We start from the raw sequence: 22,352 nt of genomic DNA on the forward strand, positions 1-22,352 counted from the left end.
CTCATGGTGCAGCGGCTTGCGGCTCGGCGGCGTCGGCCCCGCGCAATTCGGCCATCTCGCTGCGCCCGCGCGTCAGTTCGCGGGCACGGCTCTCGGCCGCGCTGGCCAGCAGGGCTTTCTCGGCCTGCTTGGCGATCAGTTCGGCCTGCAAGGACTTGACCCGCACTTCCAGCTCGGCTTCCTCGGCGTCGAGCCGCACTTTCTTGAGCCTGGCGGCCGCTTCGGCCACTTCGGCCGCCACCCGCTCCGCGCTCTCCTTTTCCCAGCGCATCGTCCCCATCAGCACTTCGCCGCCGGCCGTGTAGGTGTCGGCCAGGGTCACGCCCTTGTCGCTCAATATCAATTCGCGCACCTGGTTCGAATGGGACGTTCCGCGCGACTTGATGATCGACATGCCACGGTTGCGTTCGCCGCCCTGGACCAGGTAGTTCAGGTGAATCCAGGTATCGGCCAGGGTCGATATCTGCAATGGCGAACCGCCCTCGTTCTGGGACGCCATGTCGTCGAGCAGGCTGGTGCACACGAGCGTGGTGCCGCCCCCCTTGGACCAGTCGATCAGGCGCTCGGCGACATTGTGCGCGGTCAGTTCGTTGCCCGACTTCGACAGGGTCGAGACCGGGTCGATGACCAGGCAGCGCGCCTGGTGTTCGTCGGCCAGCGCCTTGATGCGCCCCAGGTAAGTTTCGGCGCTGCCGGAAATGGTGCGCGCCGAAATCATGTGCAGCACGCCGCTCTGGACAAAGGGTTCGAGGTGGATGCCCACCGAATTGAGATTGCGCACGACTTCGGAACCGTCGGAATCGAAGCTGACGAACATCGTGCGTTCGCCGCGCCGGCACGCGGCCTCGGCGAAGGCGCCGCTCAGGGTGGTCTTGGCGGTGCCGGGAAAACCGGTGATGAGGACGCTGGCGCCGCGGTAATAGCCGCCGCCCAGCATGGTGTCGAGCCGTTCCACGCCGCTCGACACGCGTTCGTTCGAGACCAGCGTATCGAGCCGGCCCAGGGTGCGCGCGACGGCGACTTCGAAGCCATTCTTGCTGATCAAAAAGGGCGATTCGTTTTCGTCGAACACCGCGCCGCGATATTTCTGGATCCGGATATTGCGCTGGGAAACCCCCAGCACCACGCTATGATTGAGGAGCATCGAGCAGTCGACCATGAACTGCATGAACCCGAGCGAATGCTCGACCACCGCGCCTGGCGTATACACGTCTGCCTTGGCCGTGATAATGGCCGTCAAGCCATTCGACAGCAACCAGTCGTGCAGCCGGTAGATCTCGCGCCGCTTCGACAAGGGGTCGGGCAACAGCGCCAGCACAATATCGAGCGCGTCGACGACAACGCGCTTGGCATTCAATGCCTTGACCTGTGCGTCCAGCACCGCCAGCATGCCGCTCAAGTCGAAATGACCGGACAAGACCAGGTCGGGCGCGGGCTGCGCGTCCAGGAAGCAGAGTTGATTGTTTTTCTGTAATTCGGCGATGCCCCAGCCAAAGCCTTGCGCATTGGCCACGATGCGTTCCGATGATTCCTCGAAGGCGACGAAGATCCCCGGCTCGTGGCAATGGCGGGCGCCATTGACCAGGAACTGCAGCGACACCACGGTCTTGCCGGAACCGGGGCCGCCGGCCAGCAAGGTCGTGCGGCCGCGCGGCAGGCCGCCGCCGGTCATCTCGTCAAGCCCGGTAATGCCCGAGCGGGCCTTGGCTTCGGGCTGAGGTGAGGACTCTGGTGTGCGCTTCATGGCAGGCTTCCTTCTGTGGGAAATTCACCTGAGCCTCAATGATGACGACCGGCACGTGAGGCCACCGCAATGTCAAGCAATACGTCAAATGAAAAACACGCCGTCGCTCCAATCGATGCGATACCACGCCGAAGCGGGTACGACTTCCCTTGGCTGCTTGCGGAACCATATTGCCGATAAACTATAGCATGAAAAAATTCGGGAAATTGTCATGCCGATTGAATTGAGAAGCTTTGTCCAACAGGCACCACACCCGTCTGTTTTGGAGGGCGGACGCGCGGCGCTGCGCCATCGGCCCCTGTGTTGATACCGCTAATGGCTGCATGATTATCAACACGATAGCGCTCTTCCTGCGCCATCAATACCAAGTCTCGGTGCCAGTAATCGGGAGCCAGGTAGTTAGCAATACACGGAAGCACGCGACAATGGCCGCCTCGTCAACCTCGACCGTGTCGCTTCAAACATGCAGGCAAACTTTGCCGATGTAAATTACTTAAGTATAATAATTTCCTCAGATTAACAAACTTACCTATCAGCTATTGGAAATTGCAATGAAAATGCTTCATCGTCTGTTTTGTGTTGTCTTCGCCCTCGCACTATCGGCCTGCGCAAGCACCGAGGTCCCGAAAGCAGAGTTAGCGGTTCCAGGCTTCGTATTATCGGGTTCATCGGTATATATCTACTCATTTCTCGATGTGCGCGACTCGACGTTTGGCCAGAAACTGCTGGCGGAATTCGATGCGCAGTTCGCCGCCGCGCTCAAAGGGGCCGCAGTCACCTCGACGGTGCTGCGTTTTCGCGATAGTGAACATGGTGGCTACTTTGCACCGGCCAGCGGAAACGTCGCCAATCAGGTCATGCAGACGGTCACCATGAATTTGGCGAACGAGCGCAAGTCCGGCGCCTTGCAGCGCCTGACAATCGAACCGGCCAACGTCATCATCACGCAGGGCGTACGGCACAACTACGATATTAAATGGTCCTTGTCCGACGCTTCGACCGGATCTCTGATCTGGAGCACCACGACCACGGGTACTCACTTGAACTGGGGGGCAATCGACGAGAACCCGCGCGAGCGGGCCAAGAGCATCGTCGACGAGATCATTCGACAAATGCAGGTCAGCAAACTCATCTGAACCGGGTAGGCGCGAGGCGAAGCATTATTCCTTGCTCATCGCCTTGCGAAAATCCGGATCGTCGAACAGGGCGCCGACAAGCCGTTTGTAGAGCACCTCATACTGTCCCCGGGCGATCGGAATGGCTTCGCTGCCATCGAAGACGTTGGCCCAGGTGGTTTGGACATTCAAGGTACGATCGTATCGCGTGACTCCGTCGCGGGTCACACCGAAGCGCGCACCCAATTTTCCCTCGGCCGGTCGAAAGGCGGAGGTGTCGACCTCGCTCGTGGTCAAGGTACCCGTGATCACGGTTTTCGCAGCCGGATCGTATAGTCCGGCCGACTCCAGTTCGACCTTCAGCGTGTCGCGCAAATACTGCGAAAACGTGCTGCCGGTGGGCGGGGCCACTGTGCCGGCGCGAATGATCAAGATTTTATCCATGCCCGGATTCCTGGCCGGATCAAGCTTGAACGTATCGATTGCCGCAGGGGTAAAGTTGGCGTCTTTGAGCTTTGCCGAATTAATCGCGCTGGCCCGGGGAACCTGCAAGGGGTCCACGGCGCAGCCGGTTAATTGAAGAAGAAGCAAACCACCTGAGAGCAGTGTTGCGATGCGAGCGCCATGATTCATTGTTAATCCTGTGATAAAAAGAATTGCTACCGTGCGTTGAGGGTTGCCATTGTATCAAACAGAAACAAAGGCTCCGACCTGCGGTTCCTATGACAGTCCGGCGGCGCGGATCCTGAGCGCCAGCCTGGCTTTCAATAAGTCCCAGTGCCATATGCTGTCGTCGATGTCGACTGCGTCCTCTGCATCGGGCGCGAGGATGATATCGGTGACGATGTTCTTGAGCGTCAGTTCGCCCTGGGCCCATCGCAACACACGGCGCGGGCCGGTAAGCCAGCAATGATGCTCCGGCGAGGCAAGTTTCATCGCCTCCCGCATCGAGCAGCCGAATGCCTGCCGAATACGGATCACTGCCACCTTGTCGGTGCGATCAAACGCGGGCGTGAGCATGTAGTGCATTCCCGCGGCGCGCCGCACGTCATATTTATCCTGCAGATAGTCTTCGACAGGCCTGCAGCTCGCGACTGTTTCAATCTGGCCGGAAATGACGTCGACCAGATGCGCATTCGCCCCAACAAGGCAACGCTCGGCGCGTCCATGCAGGACGTAAGCGGCTGTATTGACGCAAACAATCCAGTAGTCGCCTTGCCTGGATAATTGACAGGATTGCACCGCGAATTTTTCGTAGCGTGCCGACGATGGGTCACCTTCGGAGCGGCGAAGCACCATGGCTTGCGCCATGTCGGAACTGATCATTTCACTTGCACGCCTTGCTGCGCCTCGATCAGCGCATTAAGCCCATCCGTCGCGTAGCTGAGGGCTTTTTTGCGCTGCGGGGTCTTGAGCTGTCTCATCTTTTACACTTCTCCATCCCGGGCCGGGGCGCTACCCAAGCGGTCGATCGCCGCCAGGGCGCGCTGTCCCGCCCCTGCAACCTGACCGACCTTGTGCTCGCTACACCACTGGGCGAGCGGCCGCAGCGCAAGCGCTGGATACATCGCGATTTGCCCCGCCACCGCCTCGGCATACAGAAAATTCGGATGGACCGCCAGCCGCATGAGCAAGTCCGGATCGACCGGCGCGAGGGAGTAAATAGCCGATTGAATGACGCACTCCTCACGCTCCTCGTCGCGGTCGAGCAAGTCATGGATGAACTTGCCAAGGACGGCCGGATCGCGGTGCAACGGCGTCGTCGGGGGATGGTTGTCGCTCAGCCAGGTGTTGGTTTCCCAGGCTCTTTTGACGGCGTCGAGGAAGGCGTCGAGCGAAACGAAGGCCACATTCCAAAAGTCGCTGTCGTGCGGAAGAAACAAGATGCCGCCGGCGAATGGCCCACGCGTCAGGTACAAGTGATGGTCACTGGTGTTGCCATCGTCGAGCACAACGCCGCCGTGGATCGTCACCAGGCTCCCATCCTGAAGGATGGTTGTCAGTTCCTCGGATTGGGCCCGGTCCAGCAAATTGAGTTCGATGTCGAAGTTACCGACATAGTCGGGATTCAAGGGCCTGTCGAAATACGCAGCAAGTTCTGCGATGAACGGCGCTATCGCAGCGGGGTCCGGATTGTCCGAACCAGTCGGGTGCGCCATGTGATTCCTCCTGAAATAGTGCCTGTTTGGCAAAGTTTAACACGCCCGCTCAGCGTACCAGGCAAGGCCGCCGGCTGTCGACGCGCCAGCCCGGCACCAGGTGCCGCATGACCAGCGCATCGTCGCGCGCGCCAGCGCCAAGCTGTGGCGTTTTCGCACGGCTGGCGCCAAGCTTGGCTTGCATCATGCTCGCTGCCAATTCTTCGCGGTAACGTTACCTATAGGAATGTTGCGCTCACACAAACAGCAGGGGAAATCCATGTTTTACTTCAGCCAGGCGGACGCAATGCACAAAAGCGGGTTCACGCAGGCGCACGACCTGATCTGGCGGATGTTCCACGCCTTGCCGGCGCCGCGCCCACAAGCGCCGCAAGCTGCCTGCGCGCCCGACCGGATCGCGTTTTATGCCGCGATGCAGGCGCACGCCCTGCCCTGCCCGCGCGTGGCGGCCCTGTTCAACTGCGCCGGTTGCGCCATCGATGGTGTGCGAATGCTGTACAGCGCGGCCGAAGCGCGCCGTTACCTGCGTGACGCGGCGGTCTACCCGCTGCAGTTCGTGCCTGTGTCGGATGATGGCGGTGCGGAGATTTTTTCGGCGATCAGTTACGAGAAAGGCAGCGATGCCGCGGTGCTCGGCAACGGCACGCTGATCGCGCTGGCCGACCTGGTGCAACTGCTCGACCTGCCGTGCGCACGCGGCTACCTGCTGCAAGAACTGCCCTCGCCGCACCGCCTCGGCGGCCTGCGCGTGACCGTGGCGATGCGCGCGCACGGCCCGCATATCGTGCGCGCTAGCTGGAAGTTGGCCGGCGCCGACGCCGACATCCCGCTCCCGCTGTGGAAAGCGACCAGCCGCCTGGTGCTGGCCGGCGCCGCGCTGTTCCCTTCAGTAGAAAGCCAGCACTGGGACATCGCCCTATGCCAGCGCGGCCCGCTGGCCATGGGCATGAGCGCAGCCCACGCCCAGCTGCTTTAGAAAGCCGCGCCGATCCAGACGCCGCCCAGCGCGATCACCGCACCAACGCCGCGCAGCCATGCCTGCTGCTGGCGCAAAACCGCACCGGCGATCATGCCGCCGGCCAGCAGCACGGCGCTCGAGGCCAGGATGCCCGCAAAGTACATGCCGGCGCTGCCCGCATGCGGCATTTCGGCGCCGTGCGCCAGGCCGTGGACGAGCGCGAACGCGCCGACCATCAAGGCGCCCAGCGCCGGCATCAGCTTGACCTTGAAGGCGATCGACAGGCCGAGCACCAGCACCGACGCGATGATTGCGCTTTCCAGCGCGGCGATGCCCACGCCCGCCATCCCCATCATGCCGCCGGCGGCGAGCAAGGCGATGAAGCTCAGTGGCAGCAGCCAGCGCGCGCGTCCGCCCAGCTGCGCGGCCCAGATGCCGACAGCGACGGCCGCCAGCATATGATCGAGGCCCGAAAACGGATGCGCCAGGCCAGCCAGCAGGCCGCCGTCATGACCGGGATGGGCCAGCGCCGCGCCGCAGTAGAACAAGGGCGCCAGCGCCAGGGTACGAATGAATTTGGATTGCATGTGAAGCTCCAGGATAGAAGAATGATTAAACGGTTAATGCAAGTTTAGTGCCAGGCAGTTCCGGTCAGTTCCGACAGCACCGCCGCCACGCGCGTGCGGCTGGCGTGATAACCGATGATGACCAGTTCGGAGCGGCGCGCCGCCGGCCGCACCGCGTCGACGCTGATCATCACGCGCGAACGCACGCCCTGCACCAGCACCGCCTGCCCGGTCTCGCTGGTGCGAATGAATCCCTTGCTGCGCAAGACCGGTTCAAGCCGCACCGCTTCCTGCAAGGCGTGGCGCACCTTGTCGGCGCTTTGCGGCGCATCGCTGCGCACCACGAACGAGAGCCAGCCGGGGTCCTGCTCGTGAAAATGCTTGTGCGTGGCCAGCCCGTGCGAATGCGCGGCCAGGCCCGAGTGCGCATGGCCGTTCAGGCGCCCCTGCTCGGCCAGCACGCCGGTATTCGGACCGGGCATGGTCGCCAGCGGCGTGTAGGTGTGCGTATGCTCGGTGCGGGTCGGCTGGTGCAGGCGCAGGCCGAGCGCGAGGCGGATGTCGAGTTGCGCCTTGTACGCCAGTTCCAGGAAACGCACCTTGGGCGCGCGCTCGCGCACCCGGGTTTCGGCCAACAGCAGCGCGTCGTCGTCCAGGTCGTCGATTTTATTCAGCACCACCACATCGGCAAACTCCAGCTGCTGGCCGAACACCGTGGCCGCCGCATCGCTGCCAGTGCCGGTTTCGAACTGGTCCGACAGCAGCAGCGGCGTATCGACCACCGCCAGGGTGGCGTCGAGAATAAAGTCCTCGGCCAGCTCGGGACTTTGCAACATCTCCATGATGGCCGTCGGCAGGGCCAGGCCGGACGTTTCGATCAGCACATGATCGACATTCGCGCGGCGCGCGGCAATCGCCCGCATGGTCGGCAAAAACAGTTCGTCGTCGCCGTAAGCGATCAGCCCATACGGAAAATCATGCACGCGCACCTGGTCGTCCGCGCCCGCTTCGCCGCGCACCAGCGCGCCGTCGATCGAGATTTCGCCGAACTCGTTAATCAACAGAGCCAGGCGGCGGCTCTGGCGCTTTTCGATCAGGCTGCGTAGCAGCGTCGTTTTACCGGAGCCGAGGAAGCCGGTCACGATGGTGACGGGGATCGGCTGCTTCATGCCAGGTCCAGCTTTGCCAGTTGCGCGATCAAATCATCAGCGCTGTTGCACATGGCCGGGTAGTCGACCTGCGGGCGTTGCACCACCAGCAGTTCGATGCCGAGTGCTTTTGCCGCCTCCACCTTGGCTGCGTAGCCGCCGGCGTCGCCCGAATCCTTGGTGATGACGCAGTCGATCTGCCAGTCGCGCCACAAGGCGATGTTGAAATCCTTCGAGAACGGCCCCTGCATGGCGCAAATGCGCTCGCGCGCCACACCCAGTGCGACCGCGCGTTCGATAAATTCCGGTTCGGCCGTCAGGCGCGCGAACCACTGCTTGTCGCCGGCGCCGTCGGCATGCAAAAAGGTCGCCAGGTCTTTCGACCCGGTGGACAGGAAGATGCGCTGGCCTGTCGCGATGGCGCGTGCGGCGGCGTCTTGCGGCGACGCGCACAAAGTGCCGCCGTCGGCATTGAAACTGCTTGGCCGCTCGTAGCGCAGGTAAGGAATGCCAAGCTCGCGCGACAGCCCGATCAACTGCTCCGACATGCTGGTCGCGTAAGGATGGGTGGCGTCCACCAGCACTTTCGCGCCGCTGGCCACCAGCGCCTGGCGCCGCGCCTCGATGCCCTGGCGCCCGGCCCAGACGGTGGCGCCGGGGCAGGCCTTGATCGCCACGTCGCCGCCATGGTCGGTCGCCGCCGACACCACCACCGGGCGCGCCTGGCCGGCCGCCAGCCGCGCCGCCAGCGCATTGCCGTCGCTGGTGCCGGAGAATACCCACACGCCGCCATCGGGCAGTTCCTGGCGCTGCGGCAGCGTGCTGTCGGCCTTGGCGTCCCAGTCGTTGTAGCCGCGCGGCGTAAAAATCTGCCCGCGCTTGCGCTGGGTGAAGCGGTTGCCGACCACGATGGTGGTGAGCATGTCGAACTGCAGCGACGGCAGCTCGTCGAGCCGGTGGATGCTCACTTCCTGGCCCGGACGGTAGGCGTTCTTGACCACGCCGCACAAGGTATGCGGCGCCTTCGATTCGAGCATCAGTTGCAGCACGCGGTACACGCCCTGCTGGCGGCTGGCGCTTTGCACGTTATACATCACGCACGCCAGGTCGGCCTTGGCGATGTGGCGCGCGCGGTGCTCGATCCACTCCCAGGGGCACAGCAAGTCCGACAAGCTGAGGGTGGCAAAATCGTGCGACAAGGGCGAACCAAGCAGCGAAGCGCAGGCGTTGGCCGAGGTAATCCCCGGAATCAGGTTGACCTGGTAGGTGTCATCCTCGCTCATTTCTTCGTACGCCAGCGCGGCCATCGCGTAAATGCCGATGTCGCCGCTCGAAATGAGCGATACGCGTGCGCCGCCACGCGCTTTTTCAATCGCCAGCAAGGCGCGTTCGCGCTCCTGCGTCAGCGGCGGCGTGTGGATTTCCTTGCCCTCCACATGCGGCATGATCCAGCGCAAATACAATTCGTACGCCACGATCACATCGCTGTCCCTTAACGCCGCAATCGCGCGCGGTGCGATCAGGTCCTCGTAACCGGGACCGACCGACACCAGATTCAATACACCACTCATCAGATCTCCATCCATTTATCTTCAACTACCGCGACGGCCACGCCGTCCAGGCACGTTTTTGGCACCAGCAGCGCACCGCGCGGGCTGGCGACCAGCGCGCACGGCTCGCATACGCCATCCAATCCCACATTGCTGCGCACCCAGTCCGACGGCACGCTGACCCACGGACGCGCCGCCAGGGTGGCTCGCGCGAACACGCGCAGCGGCAACCCATGCAGCTCGCAAAATTCCAGCAGGCCCGGTTCGTTCGCTTTCAGGTCCACGGTGGCCATCTCGCGCACTTCTTCAATACCGCGCTGGCCGAGCGCGTGGTGCACCGCCGCCTCGATCCGCTCCGCCTGCACGCCCTTGCGGCAGCCGATGCCGACCACCAGCGGCTTCAATGCCTCGGTGGCGGTGCTCACCACCGGGGTCGCACCGACCGTGCGCGCGACCTTGTAGGCCAGCGCATTGGCGCCGCCTTCGTGCCCGGCCAGCAGCGAAATGGCAAAGCGCCCCGCTTCGTCCAGCACCACGACCGCCGGGTCGGTATGCTTGTCCGTCGCCAGGCCGTCCAAAAAGCGCACCGCGATCCCGGTCGCGCCAATCACGATCCATTGCGCGTGCCGGCGGTAGGTTTCGGCAAACTGCGCCTTGTGGCTGACGCCTTCCCGCAACCACGGGCGATATACCTCGGCTCCCAGCGCCGCTTGCAGCACCGCCGCCAGCTCCTCGCCATGCGCGCGCACCAGCCAGATGGCCGGCGCTGCGTTCACGACGCCGCCTCCGCCTTGTTCTTCTTGACGACCCGGAACAGGTGCGTGAAGTCTTTCGAGTACAGGCTCGATTCGACGGCGACGTCCTTGTCGAGCGCCGCGCCGACCAGCATCATCGTGGTCAGGTTCCACTCGCCGCGCTTGGTGTCTTCCAGGACGGTGCCGAGCGTGCCCTGGTAGATTTTCTGTTCCGGCCAGCTGGCGCGGTACACCAGTCGCACCGGCGTGTCTTGCGGATAGTGCAGCGACAGGTCGCCGACGATCTTTTTCAGGTGCGGCCCGGACAAGAAGATACACATGGTGGCGCGGTGTTCGGCCAGGCGCGCGATCGATTCGAGTTCCGGCACGGCCGACGCACGGCCCGATACGCGCGTCAAAATCACGCTCTGCGACACTTCCGGCTTGGTCAGCTCGGCGCTGATCGCCGCCGCGGCGGCCGTAAACGACGACACCCCCGGCACCACTTCATATGCAATGCCCAGCGCATCGAGACGGCGCATCTGTTCGGCGGTGGCGCCGTAGATGGCCGGGTCGCCCGAGTGCAGGCGCACCACGTCGATATCCATTTCCTGGGCGCGCACGTAGCACGCCTGCTGCTGCTCCAGATCGAGCTTGGCGGTGTCGATGATTTCAGCGTCCGCGCGGCAGTGCGTCAGCATCTCGACCGGCACCAGCGAGCCGGCGTACAGCACCATGTCGACGCTGCCCAACAGGCGCGCGCCGCGCAGGGTGATCAAATCGGCGGCGCCGGGGCCCGCTCCAACGAAGTACACTTTCATCTTATCTCTCCTGCCGTGGTTGACGGCGCACCAGCAAGGTGGCCAGGTAGCCCATCGCGTCGTTGGCGACAAGGTCGCCCACGCCCGAGGCCAGCAATTCTCCGGGCAGGCCGATGCGGCGCGCAAAGGCGCAGTGGTCGGCAATGCCCATCTCGCGCAGCAGGTCGAGCACCCAGCCGAGGCGCGGGCCGACCTTCATCAGCACAACGATGTCGTGCGTCAGGATGTCGTTGCGCAGTTCTTCCGCCGTTTCGGGGCATGGCAGGATCAATACCCGCTCCTTGCCCTCCCCCAGCGGCCAGGCCAGCGCCGATGCGGCGGCCGCGTAGCTGGTAATGCCCGGGAAGGTACGCTGCGGCAGGTCCGGAATGCGCGCGCGCAGGGCCGCCAGCACGTAGCCATAGGTCGAATAGGTGAGCGAATCGCCAATGGTGAGGTAGGCCACGTCGCGCCCGGCGCGCAGTTCCAGCGCGATGGCGTCGGCCAGCTGCGCGTAATGCTCGCTCAGGACCGAACGGTCCGGGTCCATGTTAAATTCGATCTCGCGCAGCTTGGCCGGGTCGATGTCGATCCCGGCCAGGCACTGGAGCGCGACCGACAGCTCGGCCCCGCGCGCGCGCGGCGCGTAAACCAGGTCGGCGCGACGCAGTGCGTCCAGCGCCGCCAGCGGCAGGTAGCCGGCCGGGCCGGGACCAACCCCGATACCCCATAAGGTACCAATGCGGGTACCGATACTCATGCGTCCACCCCCAGCGGGTTGCCGGCCAGGTCGAACAGGCGCACTTCGAGGCGCTTGACCGACGGTACGCGCGCGTGCGCGAGCACGCCGATACGGCGCTCGATCTCGATCCACACCGCCTGGGCGAAAGGCTCACTCTTTAAACGTTCCATTGCTGCTTCCACTGTGTTTGCATTTTCTATTTCGTGTACCAGTTGCGCATCGCCGCCCATCTGCGCGACCACGCGCGCGACGCCGGCCATTGCCATGTTGCTCTTGCTCGAATGCGTATCCCAAAACCCGTCGAGCACCTTGGCCAGCTTGCCCGGGTGGCCGGCGAGCCACAGCACATCGAGGCAGCGACCGGCTTCGCGCAGCGCCTTTTCGGTGAAGTCCAGCGCGTCGCCGAGAAAGTTCGCGATCTGCACCGAGCGTTCGTCCGGCAGGCCCAGGACGCCGCTGGCGAACTCGCGCCCGATCTTGCCGGGCAGGTAAGCCACGCTGTCGGTGCTCGCGGCCAGCGCCACCCGCACATACACTTCCACCGACGCGATCCAGGTCGACAGCGACATCGGCTCCACGATCCCCGAGGTGCCGAGAATCGAGATGCCGCCCACGATGCCCAGGCGCGGATTGAAGGTCTTGCGCGCGATGACGTCCCCGTTTTCGCAGCCGATGGTCAGGTCGAAGCCGCTATCGGGCGGCTCCGCCATGGCGTCGTCCAGCATTTCTTCCACCGCGCGCCGCATCATCTGGCGCGGCACCGGGTTAATCGCCGGCTCGCCCACCGCCACGCGCAGGCCGGGACGGGTTGCCGTGCCGACGCCACGCCCGGCAAAAAAACGCACCACGCGCGCATCGTTGCGCCGCACTTCGGCAAAGATGGTGGCGCCGTGCGTGTTGTCCGGATCGTCGCCACCGTCTTTCAACACCTCGGCCCGCGCAGCGCCACCATCGCTCCATCCCACCATCTGGATCGGCACTTCAAGGTAATGCGCGCCGTCGGGCAGGCTGACCCGGACGGCCTCGCTGCGCGCATCGTGCAGCAGCAGGCCGAGCGCCGCCTTGACCGCCGCCGTGGCGCAGCTGCCTGTGGTGCGGCCGCGCCGCAGCCCGTTTAACGCCAGGACCGTAAGATCGAACCGGACCCGTTCAACGCGCTTCATACCCTGCAAGCTGATTGAGCGCGTCAATCATCAGGCCATTGACCACGCTCGCCGCCCATGGCGATCCGCCGCGCGTGCCGCTGTTGGTAATGCGCGGCACCTGCAGGCAGCGCCGCAGCTCGTCCTTGGTTTCGCGCGTGCCGACAAAGCCGACCGGCAGGCCGATGACCAGTTGCGGGCGCCAGCCATGGTCGCGGATCAGGCGCACCGCTTCGGCAATCGCGGTCGGTGCGTCGCCGATCGACAGCACCACGTCGTTGCCGAATTTTTGCCAGCCGCGCCGGATGCCCGCCGCCGAGCGTGTAATGCCTTCAGCCGCCGACATCAGGTGCGTTTCGCGGTCATGCACGCCGCACCAGGTATCGATGCCGAGGGTTTCGAGCAGTTGACGTTTCAGGCCCGTCTGCACCATGGTCACATCGGTCAGTACGCGCTTGCAGCGCAACAGCGCCAGGATGCCGCTTTCGACCGCGCCCGGCGAAAAGTACATATCGTCCACCGCGCCGAAGTCGCCGCTGGTATGCACCAGGCGTTGGAGAATCGTCATGTGCGAAGCCGGAAAACCCGACCAGTCGCGCCCTGCGGCGATGATCTGGAAGCTCTCCGCCTCGATCGGATGCGGGTCGTACGGCGCGTAGCTTGGCGCAGCCGCCCCTTGCGGCACCTGCGGCTCCTGCGCCAGCAAGCCGCGTACCGCCAGGTGGTGCGCCTGCTGCGGCTCGCCCACCTGCTGCTCGAAGCCGACGATCTGGACGCGGTATTTGCACAGCGAGCAGTTCATCGCGGCGCGCCCGGCCACCGCCTCGCGCGCGCGTTCGATCATCACGTCGGCCACATGCGAGTGCACGCCGAAGTAGCCGGCCTTGAGCACTTCCAGCCCCGGCTCGCGCTCGCGCAGGTCATCGGCGGCCGCGTAGATGCGCTTGACCAGCACACCGTCGAACAAAAAGAACGGCAGGACCACCAGGCGCTGGTAGCCCATGCGGGCGGCGGCGCGCAGGCCGTCGGCCACCAGCGGCGTGGCCGTACCCGAATAGCATACATAGACGCCACCGAAGCCCATGCCCTCTTCCAGCATGCGCGCCAACTTGGCGACTTCGCCATTGGCGTCCGGGTCGGTAGTGCCGCGTCCGACCAGCACCAGGCAGGTGTCGGAGCGGCGCACCGTCAGCGGCGACCTTGCCTCGGCTTCGACGATGCGCTCCTGCGCCAGTTGCAGCAGTTGCGGGTGCAGGTTCATCGGCGCGCCGAAATGGAAATCGATATCCGGGTAATCGCGCGCCATGGCCTGCACTTCGGCCGGCATGTCGTTCTTGGCGTGGCGGGCGGCCAGCAGCACGCCGGGCACCACCGCCACCTGGCGCGTGCCGGCGGCCAGATTGGCCTGTACCGCTTCGGCGATGGTGGGACTGGAAAACTCCAGGTAGCCGTGCGTGACAACGTCGTGCGGCGCGCGCGCGCGCACCAGTTCGACCAGCGCTTCGAATTCGCGCACGGCATCCGGGTCACGACTGCCGTGGCCCGCGACGACGATGCCGAGTTTTTCTTGTTGGGTCATGGTGCGGGCGCCGCCTCGATCTGGCTGGCCATCGGCGCGAGCGTACGAATCAGCATGATGCTCATGTCGGAACAGGTATGGCTGGCGCATTCGAGCAGGCTGCCATGCCATTCGGCTTCACCGCGTGTCAGGTTTTCCCACACTTCGGTCGGATGATCGGGCGAGATGCCGTTTTCCAGCAGGTAGGCCGCGATATGCCACGGCATGAACGAGCGCGCCGCATCCCACGGACACGGGATCACGATCGCGTTGCGCTGGTCCTGCAGCACATGCACGAGGTGACGCTTGAACGGATCGAGGTCGCCACGGCGGTGGAAGGTGATGAAGGTGGTCTCGTCGAAGCACACCTTGGCGCGCGAAGCGAGAATCTGGGCCGACGAAATGCCGGGCAGCGATTCGACCGGGTGGCCGCACGCGCGCTCGACCCGTTCCAGGTACTGGAAGCCGCTGAAGTGGATGTCGCCCATGAACACGACCACGCAGCGTTTGCCCGCATGGTGCAGGCGCGCCACCTCGTCGAGCTGCGCTACCTGGTCGCGGTAGGCCATGCCGATGACATGGGCCTCGGCCGGAATCAGGCTTTGAACGACGTTCAGTACCGCGTCGAAGCCGGCGATGACGTCGGCCTCGCGAATGAGCTGCGCGCCGCGCTGCGTCAGGTAACCGACATCGCCGGGTCCCGCGCCTATGCAAATAATCATGTAAAACTGCTCCTCATATTCTGTGTTGTCAGGTGGGCGCCAGGCGCGCGCGGATCGTCAGCGCCAGGTTGTCGGCCGACAGCTGCTCGAGCGTCAGGCATTCGGCGCCCAAGGTGTGCGCCAGTTGCGCGGCGCGTCCGAGGCGCAAATAGCCGCTCTCGGTATCGAGCACCAGCGCGGGCACGCCGCGTTCGGCCAGCTTGCCGGCCAGGTCGAGCGACTCGCGCCAGGCGTCGCCATCGGCCGCCAGCGGTACGTTGGCCTTGCCATCGGTGAGCAGCACCATCAGCGCCGGGGCGCGATGAGCCGATTTTTCCAGCGTGTCGAGCGCCAGGTGCAGCGCGTGCGGCAGGGGCGTGCGCCCGCCGGTCGGCAGCTCGGACAAGCCCTGCTGCGCACGGTCCACGCTACCCGTCGGCGCCAGCAGCAGGTGCGCCGACTGGCCCCGGAACGAGATCACGGCCACCGTGTCGCGCCGCTGGTACGCATCGGTCAGCAGGGCCAGCACGGCGCCCTTGACCGCTTCCATGCGACGCTGGGCGGCCATCGAGCCGGAGGCGTCGACCACGAACAGGATCAGGTTCGCGCTTTTGCCGACCCGGATCTGCTGGTGCAGGTCGGCCCGCGTGACCTGCACGTGGCCCGGCTCGCGCATGGCGGCGCTGAGTAAAGTCGCGCCGATGGCGATGCTGGTCGGCTGCTCGTCGGGCACGGCCCGCACCACGCTTCCGCGCGCGGCGCCCATCGCTTCGCTGCGGCGGCCCGCGCTGCTGTGGCCCGAGGTCGATTCGACCACGATGCGCGGCGCGGCGGCGCTGGGCGCGGCTGCGAACACCTGCTCTTCGCCTTGTTCATCGGATGGCGTTTGTTCGCCGTCGTCGGATTCGCTGGCGTCGTCCTGCGCGGGTGGCGGCGGCGATGCTTCGCGCATCAATTCGTCCAGCCGGTCATGATCGAGGCCCGGTTGTTCGAACGGTTTGCGGCGGCGCCGGTGCGGCAGCACCAGTTCGGCGGCGCTGCGCAGATCGGCCGGCGTGACCTGCAGCCGTCCGTCCAGCGCGGCCAGGGCGCGCGACGCCTTATGCATGACGATGTCCGCACGCAGGCTGGCTACCTCGAATTCGCAGCACAAGTGGCTGATCAGGTCCAGCATGGCGTCGTCCAGCGCCACCTGCGGCAGCAGGCGCTGGGCTTCGGCCAGTTGGCGGTGCAAGGCCTGCTGCTGCTCTTCCCACGCCGCGCAAAATGCCACGGGGTCGGCTTCGAAGGCGATCCGGCGGCGCACCACTTCGGAGCGCACTTTCTTGTCGCGCGGAGCCGCCACTTCGACCATCAGGGCGAAGCGGTCCAGCAGTTGCGGGCGCAGGTCGCCTTCTTCCAGGTTCATGGTGCCGACCAGCGTAAAACGCGCCGGATGGCGGATCGACAGCCCTTCGCGCTGCACCGAATTGACGCCCATCGCCGCCACGTCGAGCAGAACGTCGACCAAATGGTCGGCCAGCAGGTTGACTTCATCTATATATAGTACGCCCCGGTGCGCCGCCGCCAGCAAGCCAGGCTGGAACACGCGCTGGCCACCTTGCAGGGCGCGCGCAAGATCAACGCTGCCGATCACGCGGTCTTCGGTCGCGCCCAGCGGCAGGGTCACGAATGGCACCGGGGCCAGGCGCGGCGCGCCGCTGGCGCAGGCGTCGCAGTGCTCGGACACCGAACCCGCGCCACAGTTGTAGGCGCAGCCGGCGACCGTGTCGATATGCGGCAGCACGTCGGCCAGCGCGCGCGCCGCCGTGCTCTTGGCAGTGCCCTTGTCGCCGCGAATGAGCACACCGCCCATGCCGGGATCGACCGCGCACAGCATCAGCGCGCGCTGCAACTGCGGCTGGCCGACGATGGCCGAAAACGGAAAGTTCATGATCTTTATCTTATCCATTGCGGGCCGTTTCGCCGCGCGCTTCGAGCAGGGTTTCGCTATCGAGATACAGTTCGCGCAGCTTGGCCAGTGTTTCCGGACGCGGCTCGGCCCACATGCCACGGCTGGCCGCTTCCAGCAGGCGTTCGGCAATCGCGTTCTGCGCCCACGGATTGGCTTCTTCCAGGAAGCGCTGCATGGTGTCGTCGAAGCCGTAGGCCTGGGCCACGTCTTCGTACATCCAGTCGTCCATGACCTGCGCCGTGGCGTCGTAGCCGAACAGGTAGTCGACGGTGGCCGTCAGTTCCAGCCCGCCCTTGTAACCGTGGCGCTGGATGCTGGCCAGCCATTTGGGATTGACCACGCGCGAGCGGAACACGCGCAGGGTTTCCTCCTTCAGGTCGCGCACCTGCGCGCGCGCCGGGTCGGCGCTGTCGCCGAAGTAGTGGCGCGGCTGCTGGCCGGTCAGGGCGCGAATCGTGGCGATCATCCCGCCGTGGAATTGCAGGTAGTCGTCGCTGTCGAAAATGTCGTGTTCACGGTTGTCCTGGTTGTGCAGGGCGACCTGCACGCCGGACAGGCGCACCTTGAAGGCGTCGCGCTGGTCGGCGCCCTGTTCACCGCGCGCGTAGGCGTAGCCGCCCCAGTTGACGTAGGCTTCGGCGAAATCGGCGTCGGCTTCCCAGTTCTTATGCTGGATCAAGGGCAGGATGCCGGCGCCGTAGCTGCCCGGCTTGGCGCCGAACACGCGGTACGACGCGCGCCGCGCGCCCTCTTCCGGGCTCAGTCCCTGCTCTATCCAGCCTCCGAGTTCGGCCAGGTAGTGCTTGCGCACGAAGTTGTGCGTGAGCGGTTCGTCGAGCGCGATGACGGTGTTCACGGCATCGTCGATCAGGTCGATCAGTTGCGGGAACGCGTCGCGGAAAAAGCCGCTGATGCGGGTCGTAACGTCAATGCGCGGGCGTTTCAGTTCGTCGAGCGGGATCACTTCCACGCCGCTCACCTGGCGGCTTTCGGCGCGCCATACCGGGCGTACGCCGAGCAGCGCCAGGATCTGGGCCACGTCGTCGCCGTGGGTGCGCATTGCGCTGGTGCCCCAGATGCTGATGGCCACGCTCTCGGGATATTCGCCGGTTTCGCGCTCGTGCCGCGTCAATACCTCGTGCGCCAGTTGCAGGCCGACGCGCCAGGCCGATTGCGACGGCACGCTGCGCGGGTCGACCGAGTAGAAGTTGCGCCCCGTCGGCAGGATGTGCGCCATGCCGCGCGTGGGCGAACCACTCGGGCCGGCCGGTACGTATTCGCCGGACAGGCCGTTGATCAGGTTGTCGATTTCGTCGGTGGCGCGCGCCAGGTTCGGCACCAGCTGGCTGCACGCGAAACCGAGCACCTTGCGCAGCGCCTCGAAACGATTGACTGCCGGCGCGGCCGGAGCGATGGGGGAAACAGCAGCGCGCACGGCAGCGGGCGCGGGACGTGCCTTGCCCATCTGCGAGAGCATGCTCGATTTGACGCGCATGGCCGGTTGCAGCAGCGGCGCGGCCACCTGGTCGCCATCGATGTCGGCAAAGACGAGGTTGAGCACGTCATCGATGGCGGCCGGGCGGTATTCGCGCGCCGCCAGTTCGGTAAACAAGCGCAGGCACAAGGCGTCGATGGCGTCGAGCGCATCCGAGCGCGTGACCACGGCGCACTGCGCCAGCCGCGCCAGTGCCGGCGCCGCGTTGATGCGGCGGCCCTTCTGGTCGAGCAGCAGGTCCATCGTCAGGCCGAACAGTTTCGACACTTCGGCCTGCAGGCCCGGAATATCCAGGTTGGGAAGGCGCGTAAGCGATACCAGCATGGCCGGCATCTGTTCCGCGTCCGGACCGCCGCCGAGGATATGCAGGCCGTCGCGGATCTGGGCCGAACCGAGCTCGCACAGATAGCCGTCAAGATCTTCGATCAGGTGGGCCACGTCGGAGCCACCCATCGACGCCAGCGCGGCCGGCAGCTCGCCGTCTTCGTCGTGGTGATGGTCGTGATCATGGTCGCGATCATGGTCGTGATGATGATGATGGCCGTGTCCATGATCGTGGTCATGATCATGATCATGGTGCAGCAGGCGCGCCTGCAGGTCGGCATTCAGGTTGGTCTGCTTGACCAGTTCCCAGATCTGCTGCTGCAACAGCGGCAGCTTGGCCGGGTCCAGCACTTCGACCTGGTAATACTCGTCGACCAGTTGCGTGAGCTGCGCCAGCGCCCCGTAGGTATCGGCAGTGGTCATTGGCGGCGTCAGGTGGTCGACCACGACCGCATGCGCGCGCCGCTTGGCCTGCGAACCTTCGCCCGGATCGTTGATGATGAACGGGTAAAACAGCGGCAAGTCGCCCAGCAAGGCGTCCGGGAAGCAGTTCTGCGACAGGCCGACCCCTTTACCGGGCAGCCATTCCATCGTGCCGTGCTTGCCGACATGGACGATGGCGTCGGCGCGCCAGACATCGCGCAGCCAGCGGTACAGGGCGTAATAATGGTGGGTCGGCGGCAGGTCGCTCTGGTGATAGATCGCGTCCGGATCCATGCCGTAGCCGCGCGGCGGTTGCAACGCGACGAAGGTATTGCCCAATTCGATACCGGCCAGCGCCAGGTGGCCGTCGCACACATACGCTTCGCCCGGGGCCGCGCCCCACTGGCCGCTCATTTTCTCCTGCATGTCGGGCGTGAGCTCGGCAAACCACTGCGCGTACAGCGCGGCGGGCACGCGGCCGGCGGCGTTGCGCAACTGCTCGGTGGTCACGTAAATCTGGTCGTACGAACAGCGCGCAACCAGGTCGTGGATGAGCGTCGTGCCGTCGGCGGGCAGCTGGCCGACGTCGTAGCCGGCATCGCGCATGGCGTCCAGGATGCGCATCAGCGAAGCCGGGGCGTCCAGCCCGACCGCATTGCCGATCTGGGACGCCTTGCTGCTCGAATTGGTGAACATGAAGGCGACGCGCTTCTCGGCGTTGGGCACGTGCTTGAGGCGTGCAAAGCGCGCGGCGATGCCGGCCACGCGCGCCACCCGGTCCGGCACCGGCTCGTATTCGACCGCGTCGCCCTGCAGGCCGGCGGCGCGCGACTTGAACGACACCGGCGCGGTGATGATGCGCCCGTCGAATTCGGGCAGCACCACGTTCATCGCGGTATCGAGCGGATTGAGGCCGCGCGCGGACTGCTCCCACTGCGGCAGGGTCATGCCGCTGGTGATCGCTTGCAGCACCGGCACGTTCAGCGTTTCCAGCACGCCCACCGACCAGCCGGCCGGCGTGGGGCCGCCAGGCGTAATCTCACCCATCGCGAACGATGTCGTGTTGATCAATACGTCGATATGCACCCCGCGCGCGTCGCTGAAGTAGCGCAGCGCGTCCGGGAGCTCGCCACCGCCGCCGGCGCCGCTGCGCAAGGACGACGTAAACACCGGCAGCACGTTCATGCCGCGCTTTTCCAGGGCGCCCAGCAGCGCGTCGATGAAGCGCGTGTTCCCGCTCATCCAATGCGCGCGGTAGAACACAATGCCGGCACTCGGCGCGCCGGCTTTGCGTAGCGCCAGCCAGTCGTCGATGGCGGCGCCCTGCGCCAGGTCGGGATGATAAATGCCGTGTTCCGGCAGCGCCAGCGCGCTTTCGTACCCGAATCCGGTCAGCAGCAGGTGATCTGACAAATAGCGCAGCAACTGCGCCAGGTTGCCGCTGCCGCCGCAATGGAAGTAGTTCAGTGTTTGTTGCAGCACGTCCGGTGCGACGGTCGATACTGCTGCCAGCTCCGGATCGGGCTCGCCGGTGCCGCTGATGGCGATCAGGTGCTGGCCGGTGCGGCGCGCATGGCTTACCAGGTCGGCAAAACCGGGGACGCTGCCGAGTCGTCCGAGTACGCGCAAGATGATGATGCGCGCGCCCTGCACCTCGCGCGAGAGCAGCGCCGTGGGACCGCCGTCAGCGTCGAGCCCTTGCAGGTTCACGCCCGCCACCGCGCCGAACTCGGGCGGCAACTGGCTTACTGCGTGGTGCAGGACCGTCAGGTCGTTCGATGCGTGGGTAAGCAGCGCGATGGGCGCCGGGCCTTGAGGAAAATCAGGTGTCATTGTCCGCCACGAGTGTGTCGCCTTCGCCGATGCGATGGAAAATCAGGTCGGTCACTTCCGCGCCGCCAATCAGGTGCTCGCTGACGATGCGCGCGGCCGCCGCTTCGTCGACGCGCCGGTACCACACGCCTTCGGGATACACCACCACGATCGGCCCTTCATTGCGGCAAGCGACCATGCAGTGGGTGCGGGTGCGCTTGACGCACAAGTCCGGATGCGCGTCGATTTCGCGCCCCATATGCTCGAACACGGCCTGCGCCTGCACGCCGTTTTCGGTGCAGCGCGGGCCGACGCACATAAACACGTGCCGGTCGTGGGTGCGCATCGGTCAGCCGAACTTCTTGTAGAAGTAGCCCGACAGCGCGCCGATGGCCAGCCAGAAGGCGGCATTCGCCAGCAAGGTCGCGTACAGGAAGCTGCGTGCCAGCTCGGGCGGCGCACTGCTCGAATGCAGCGCCGGCTGCGGCGATCCGATCAGGTGGGGCACGAACAGCAGCAAGGCGCCGGCGATCTTGAGCGGCCAGTTTTTGGCGAAGACCAGCAGCGCCAGGCCGCCGACACTGGCCGCGACGGTGGCGGTCCACCAGAGCTGGCGCGCCAGCAGCGGCGCGGCGACGGTGCCCGGCAGCTCGGGGGGCAAGCCGATCGAGGGCGCGACAAAGAACGCCGTGTAGCCGGCCGCACCCCACAACAGGCCCGCGCGCCAGCCGCTTGCACGGCCGTGCAGGCTGATGGCCGCCGCCAGCAGCAGCGCAAAACCGACGCCGGCGCTGATATTGGCCACCGCCGTGTAGAAGGTGCGCTCAAGGCCGTCGTCCGGCTGCCAGCCGCCGTGTTCATGCGCGCTTTCGTGGGCGCCATCGTCCGCATGCTCGTGCGGCGTGGCGTCGGCGTGGCTGTGCGGCGCGGCCACTTCCAGCGCTTTGGGCGCGGCGCTTTCGAACACCTCGGCCTGCAGGATGATGGGCGCCACTTGTACCTGCTGCACGCCGGTCAGCAGCAGGCCGGCCAGGATGCCGGCCGCCGCCGCGCTGGCGAGAATGCGGTTAAAGGTGCCCAGGCCCGTTGCGGGCGCGGTGCGAATCAGTGACATGGAAAGCCGGCCGAGTGGCGGCTGTCGTGCGCCGCGTTGTGCAGCGTTTCCATCGAGGCGAAGCCGGCGCCGAACAGCAGCACGGCGCCAAGGCTGGCGGCGCACATGGCTTGCACGATGCGCTCCTTGATGGCGGTAAACGGGACTTGTTCGTCAAAGGTAGGGGTGACGCTGCGGATCGACGACATGGCATTCCTTCCAAAAGCACTGCGCATAGAGCCAGTCCAATGCAGACGCGCGCGTCTTGCCATGGCCGGCAACCGGGGGCTTGTACGGGGAGAAGGAACGTGAGATGGGTGCGGTACGCAGCGAT

21 protein-coding genes are annotated in these 22,352 nt (G+C 65.3%); 2 read left to right on the forward strand and 19 right to left on the reverse strand.

Going from position 1 to position 22,352, the window contains the following annotated elements:
* Window position 1 precedes the first annotated feature (1 nt).
* On the reverse strand, window positions 2–1,744 hold the full coding sequence (gene kaiC, locus F0185_RS10635) for a circadian clock protein KaiC (protein WP_167224189.1): 1,743 nt from the start codon (window positions 1,742–1,744) through the stop codon (window positions 2–4).
* Window positions 1,745–2,295: 551 nt separating this feature from the next.
* Between kaiC and F0185_RS10640 the strand changes: the two genes are divergently transcribed.
* A complete protein-coding gene (locus F0185_RS10640; RefSeq protein WP_167224191.1) occupies window positions 2,296–2,880 on the forward strand; it encodes a hypothetical protein in 585 nt (194 codons plus the stop codon).
* A gap of 24 nt (window positions 2,881–2,904) precedes the next feature.
* Here the strand turns inward: F0185_RS10640 and F0185_RS10645 are convergent, their stop codons facing one another.
* The 4 genes from F0185_RS10645 to F0185_RS10660 all read right to left on the reverse strand — a co-directional run bounded on the left by F0185_RS10645 (window position 2,905) and on the right by F0185_RS10660 (window position 5,205).
* On the reverse strand, window positions 2,905–3,492 hold the full coding sequence (locus tag F0185_RS10645; protein ID WP_167224193.1) for a hypothetical protein: 588 nt from the start codon (window positions 3,490–3,492) through the stop codon (window positions 2,905–2,907).
* Between the two features lie 87 nt (window positions 3,493–3,579).
* Complete coding sequence (locus F0185_RS10650; RefSeq protein ID WP_167224195.1) at window positions 3,580–4,185, reverse strand: hypothetical protein; 606 nt, start codon at window positions 4,183–4,185, stop codon at window positions 3,580–3,582.
* A gap of 101 nt (window positions 4,186–4,286) precedes the next feature.
* Window positions 4,287–5,018 (reverse strand): hypothetical protein, encoded by a 732-nt coding sequence (locus F0185_RS10655; RefSeq protein ID WP_167224197.1) that lies wholly within the window; start codon window positions 5,016–5,018, stop codon window positions 4,287–4,289.
* Between the two features lie 49 nt (window positions 5,019–5,067).
* Entirely contained in the window at window positions 5,068–5,205 is a 138-nt protein-coding gene (locus tag F0185_RS10660; protein ID WP_167224089.1) for a hypothetical protein, read from the reverse strand.
* Between the two features lie 72 nt (window positions 5,206–5,277).
* Between F0185_RS10660 and F0185_RS10665 the strand changes: the two genes are divergently transcribed.
* Window positions 5,278–5,994 (forward strand): hypothetical protein, encoded by a 717-nt coding sequence (locus F0185_RS10665; protein WP_223164490.1) that lies wholly within the window; start codon window positions 5,278–5,280, stop codon window positions 5,992–5,994.
* Here F0185_RS10665 and F0185_RS10670 read toward each other — a convergent pair.
* Genes F0185_RS10670 through F0185_RS10735 form a run of 14 tightly spaced genes read right to left on the reverse strand, consistent with a single transcriptional unit; the run spans window position 5,991 to window position 22,227 of the window.
* A complete protein-coding gene (locus tag F0185_RS10670; RefSeq protein ID WP_167224201.1) occupies window positions 5,991–6,563 on the reverse strand; it encodes a HupE/UreJ family protein in 573 nt (190 codons plus the stop codon). The genes F0185_RS10665 and F0185_RS10670 overlap by 4 nt on opposite strands.
* A 44-nt stretch (window positions 6,564–6,607) precedes the next feature.
* Window positions 6,608–7,711 carry a CobW family GTP-binding protein gene (locus tag F0185_RS10675; RefSeq protein WP_167224203.1) on the reverse strand — a complete coding sequence of 368 codons (1,104 nt, stop codon included), beginning with the start codon at window positions 7,709–7,711 and terminating at the stop codon, window positions 6,608–6,610.
* Entirely contained in the window at window positions 7,708–9,261 is a 1,554-nt protein-coding gene (cobJ, locus tag F0185_RS10680; RefSeq protein WP_167224204.1) for a precorrin-3B C(17)-methyltransferase, read from the reverse strand. Before cobJ ends, F0185_RS10675 begins: the two co-directional genes overlap by 4 nt.
* Window positions 9,261–10,016 (reverse strand): cobalamin biosynthesis protein, encoded by a 756-nt coding sequence (locus tag F0185_RS10685; RefSeq protein ID WP_167224206.1) that lies wholly within the window; start codon window positions 10,014–10,016, stop codon window positions 9,261–9,263. The genes cobJ and F0185_RS10685 overlap by 1 nt, the downstream gene beginning before the upstream one ends.
* Window positions 10,013–10,795: a precorrin-4 C(11)-methyltransferase gene (gene cobM / locus F0185_RS10690; protein ID WP_167224208.1), complete on the reverse strand. Its 783-nt coding sequence runs from the start codon at window positions 10,793–10,795 to the stop codon at window positions 10,013–10,015. The genes F0185_RS10685 and cobM overlap by 4 nt, the downstream gene beginning before the upstream one ends.
* 1 nt (window position 10,796) lies before the next feature.
* Window positions 10,797–11,534, reverse strand: a complete 738-nt coding sequence (cobI, locus tag F0185_RS10695) for a precorrin-2 C(20)-methyltransferase (RefSeq protein ID WP_167224210.1) — start codon at window positions 11,532–11,534, stop codon at window positions 10,797–10,799.
* Window positions 11,531–12,679, reverse strand: a complete 1,149-nt coding sequence (gene cbiD / locus F0185_RS10700) for a cobalt-precorrin-5B (C(1))-methyltransferase CbiD (RefSeq protein WP_167224212.1) — start codon at window positions 12,677–12,679, stop codon at window positions 11,531–11,533. The genes cobI and cbiD overlap by 4 nt, the downstream gene beginning before the upstream one ends.
* Window positions 12,666–14,237 carry a precorrin-8X methylmutase gene (locus F0185_RS10705; RefSeq protein ID WP_167224214.1) on the reverse strand — a complete coding sequence of 524 codons (1,572 nt, stop codon included), beginning with the start codon at window positions 14,235–14,237 and terminating at the stop codon, window positions 12,666–12,668. Before F0185_RS10705 ends, cbiD begins: the two co-directional genes overlap by 14 nt.
* On the reverse strand, window positions 14,234–14,938 hold the full coding sequence (locus tag F0185_RS10710; protein ID WP_167224216.1) for a cobalt-precorrin-7 (C(5))-methyltransferase: 705 nt from the start codon (window positions 14,936–14,938) through the stop codon (window positions 14,234–14,236). Before F0185_RS10710 ends, F0185_RS10705 begins: the two co-directional genes overlap by 4 nt.
* A gap of 28 nt (window positions 14,939–14,966) precedes the next feature.
* The gene (locus F0185_RS10715) at window positions 14,967–16,850 is read right to left on the reverse strand and encodes a magnesium chelatase subunit D family protein (RefSeq protein WP_167224218.1); all 1,884 of its coding nucleotides are present in this window, start codon (window positions 16,848–16,850) and stop codon (window positions 14,967–14,969) included.
* A 10-nt stretch (window positions 16,851–16,860) separates the two neighbouring features.
* Window positions 16,861–20,946: a cobaltochelatase subunit CobN gene (locus F0185_RS10720; RefSeq protein WP_167224220.1), complete on the reverse strand. Its 4,086-nt coding sequence runs from the start codon at window positions 20,944–20,946 to the stop codon at window positions 16,861–16,863.
* A complete protein-coding gene (locus F0185_RS10725) occupies window positions 20,936–21,271 on the reverse strand; it encodes a (2Fe-2S) ferredoxin domain-containing protein (RefSeq protein WP_166888777.1) in 336 nt (111 codons plus the stop codon). Before F0185_RS10725 ends, F0185_RS10720 begins: the two co-directional genes overlap by 11 nt.
* A 3-nt stretch (window positions 21,272–21,274) precedes the next feature.
* A complete protein-coding gene (locus tag F0185_RS10730) occupies window positions 21,275–22,039 on the reverse strand; it encodes a CbtA family protein (protein WP_167224222.1) in 765 nt (254 codons plus the stop codon).
* Entirely contained in the window at window positions 22,030–22,227 is a 198-nt protein-coding gene (locus tag F0185_RS10735; RefSeq protein WP_166888775.1) for a CbtB domain-containing protein, read from the reverse strand. Before F0185_RS10735 ends, F0185_RS10730 begins: the two co-directional genes overlap by 10 nt.
* Window positions 22,228–22,352: the final 125 nt, after the last annotated feature.

The organism is Massilia rubra, assembly GCF_011682065.1.
GTDB lineage: Bacteria > Pseudomonadota > Gammaproteobacteria > Burkholderiales > Burkholderiaceae_D > Telluria_A > Telluria_A rubra.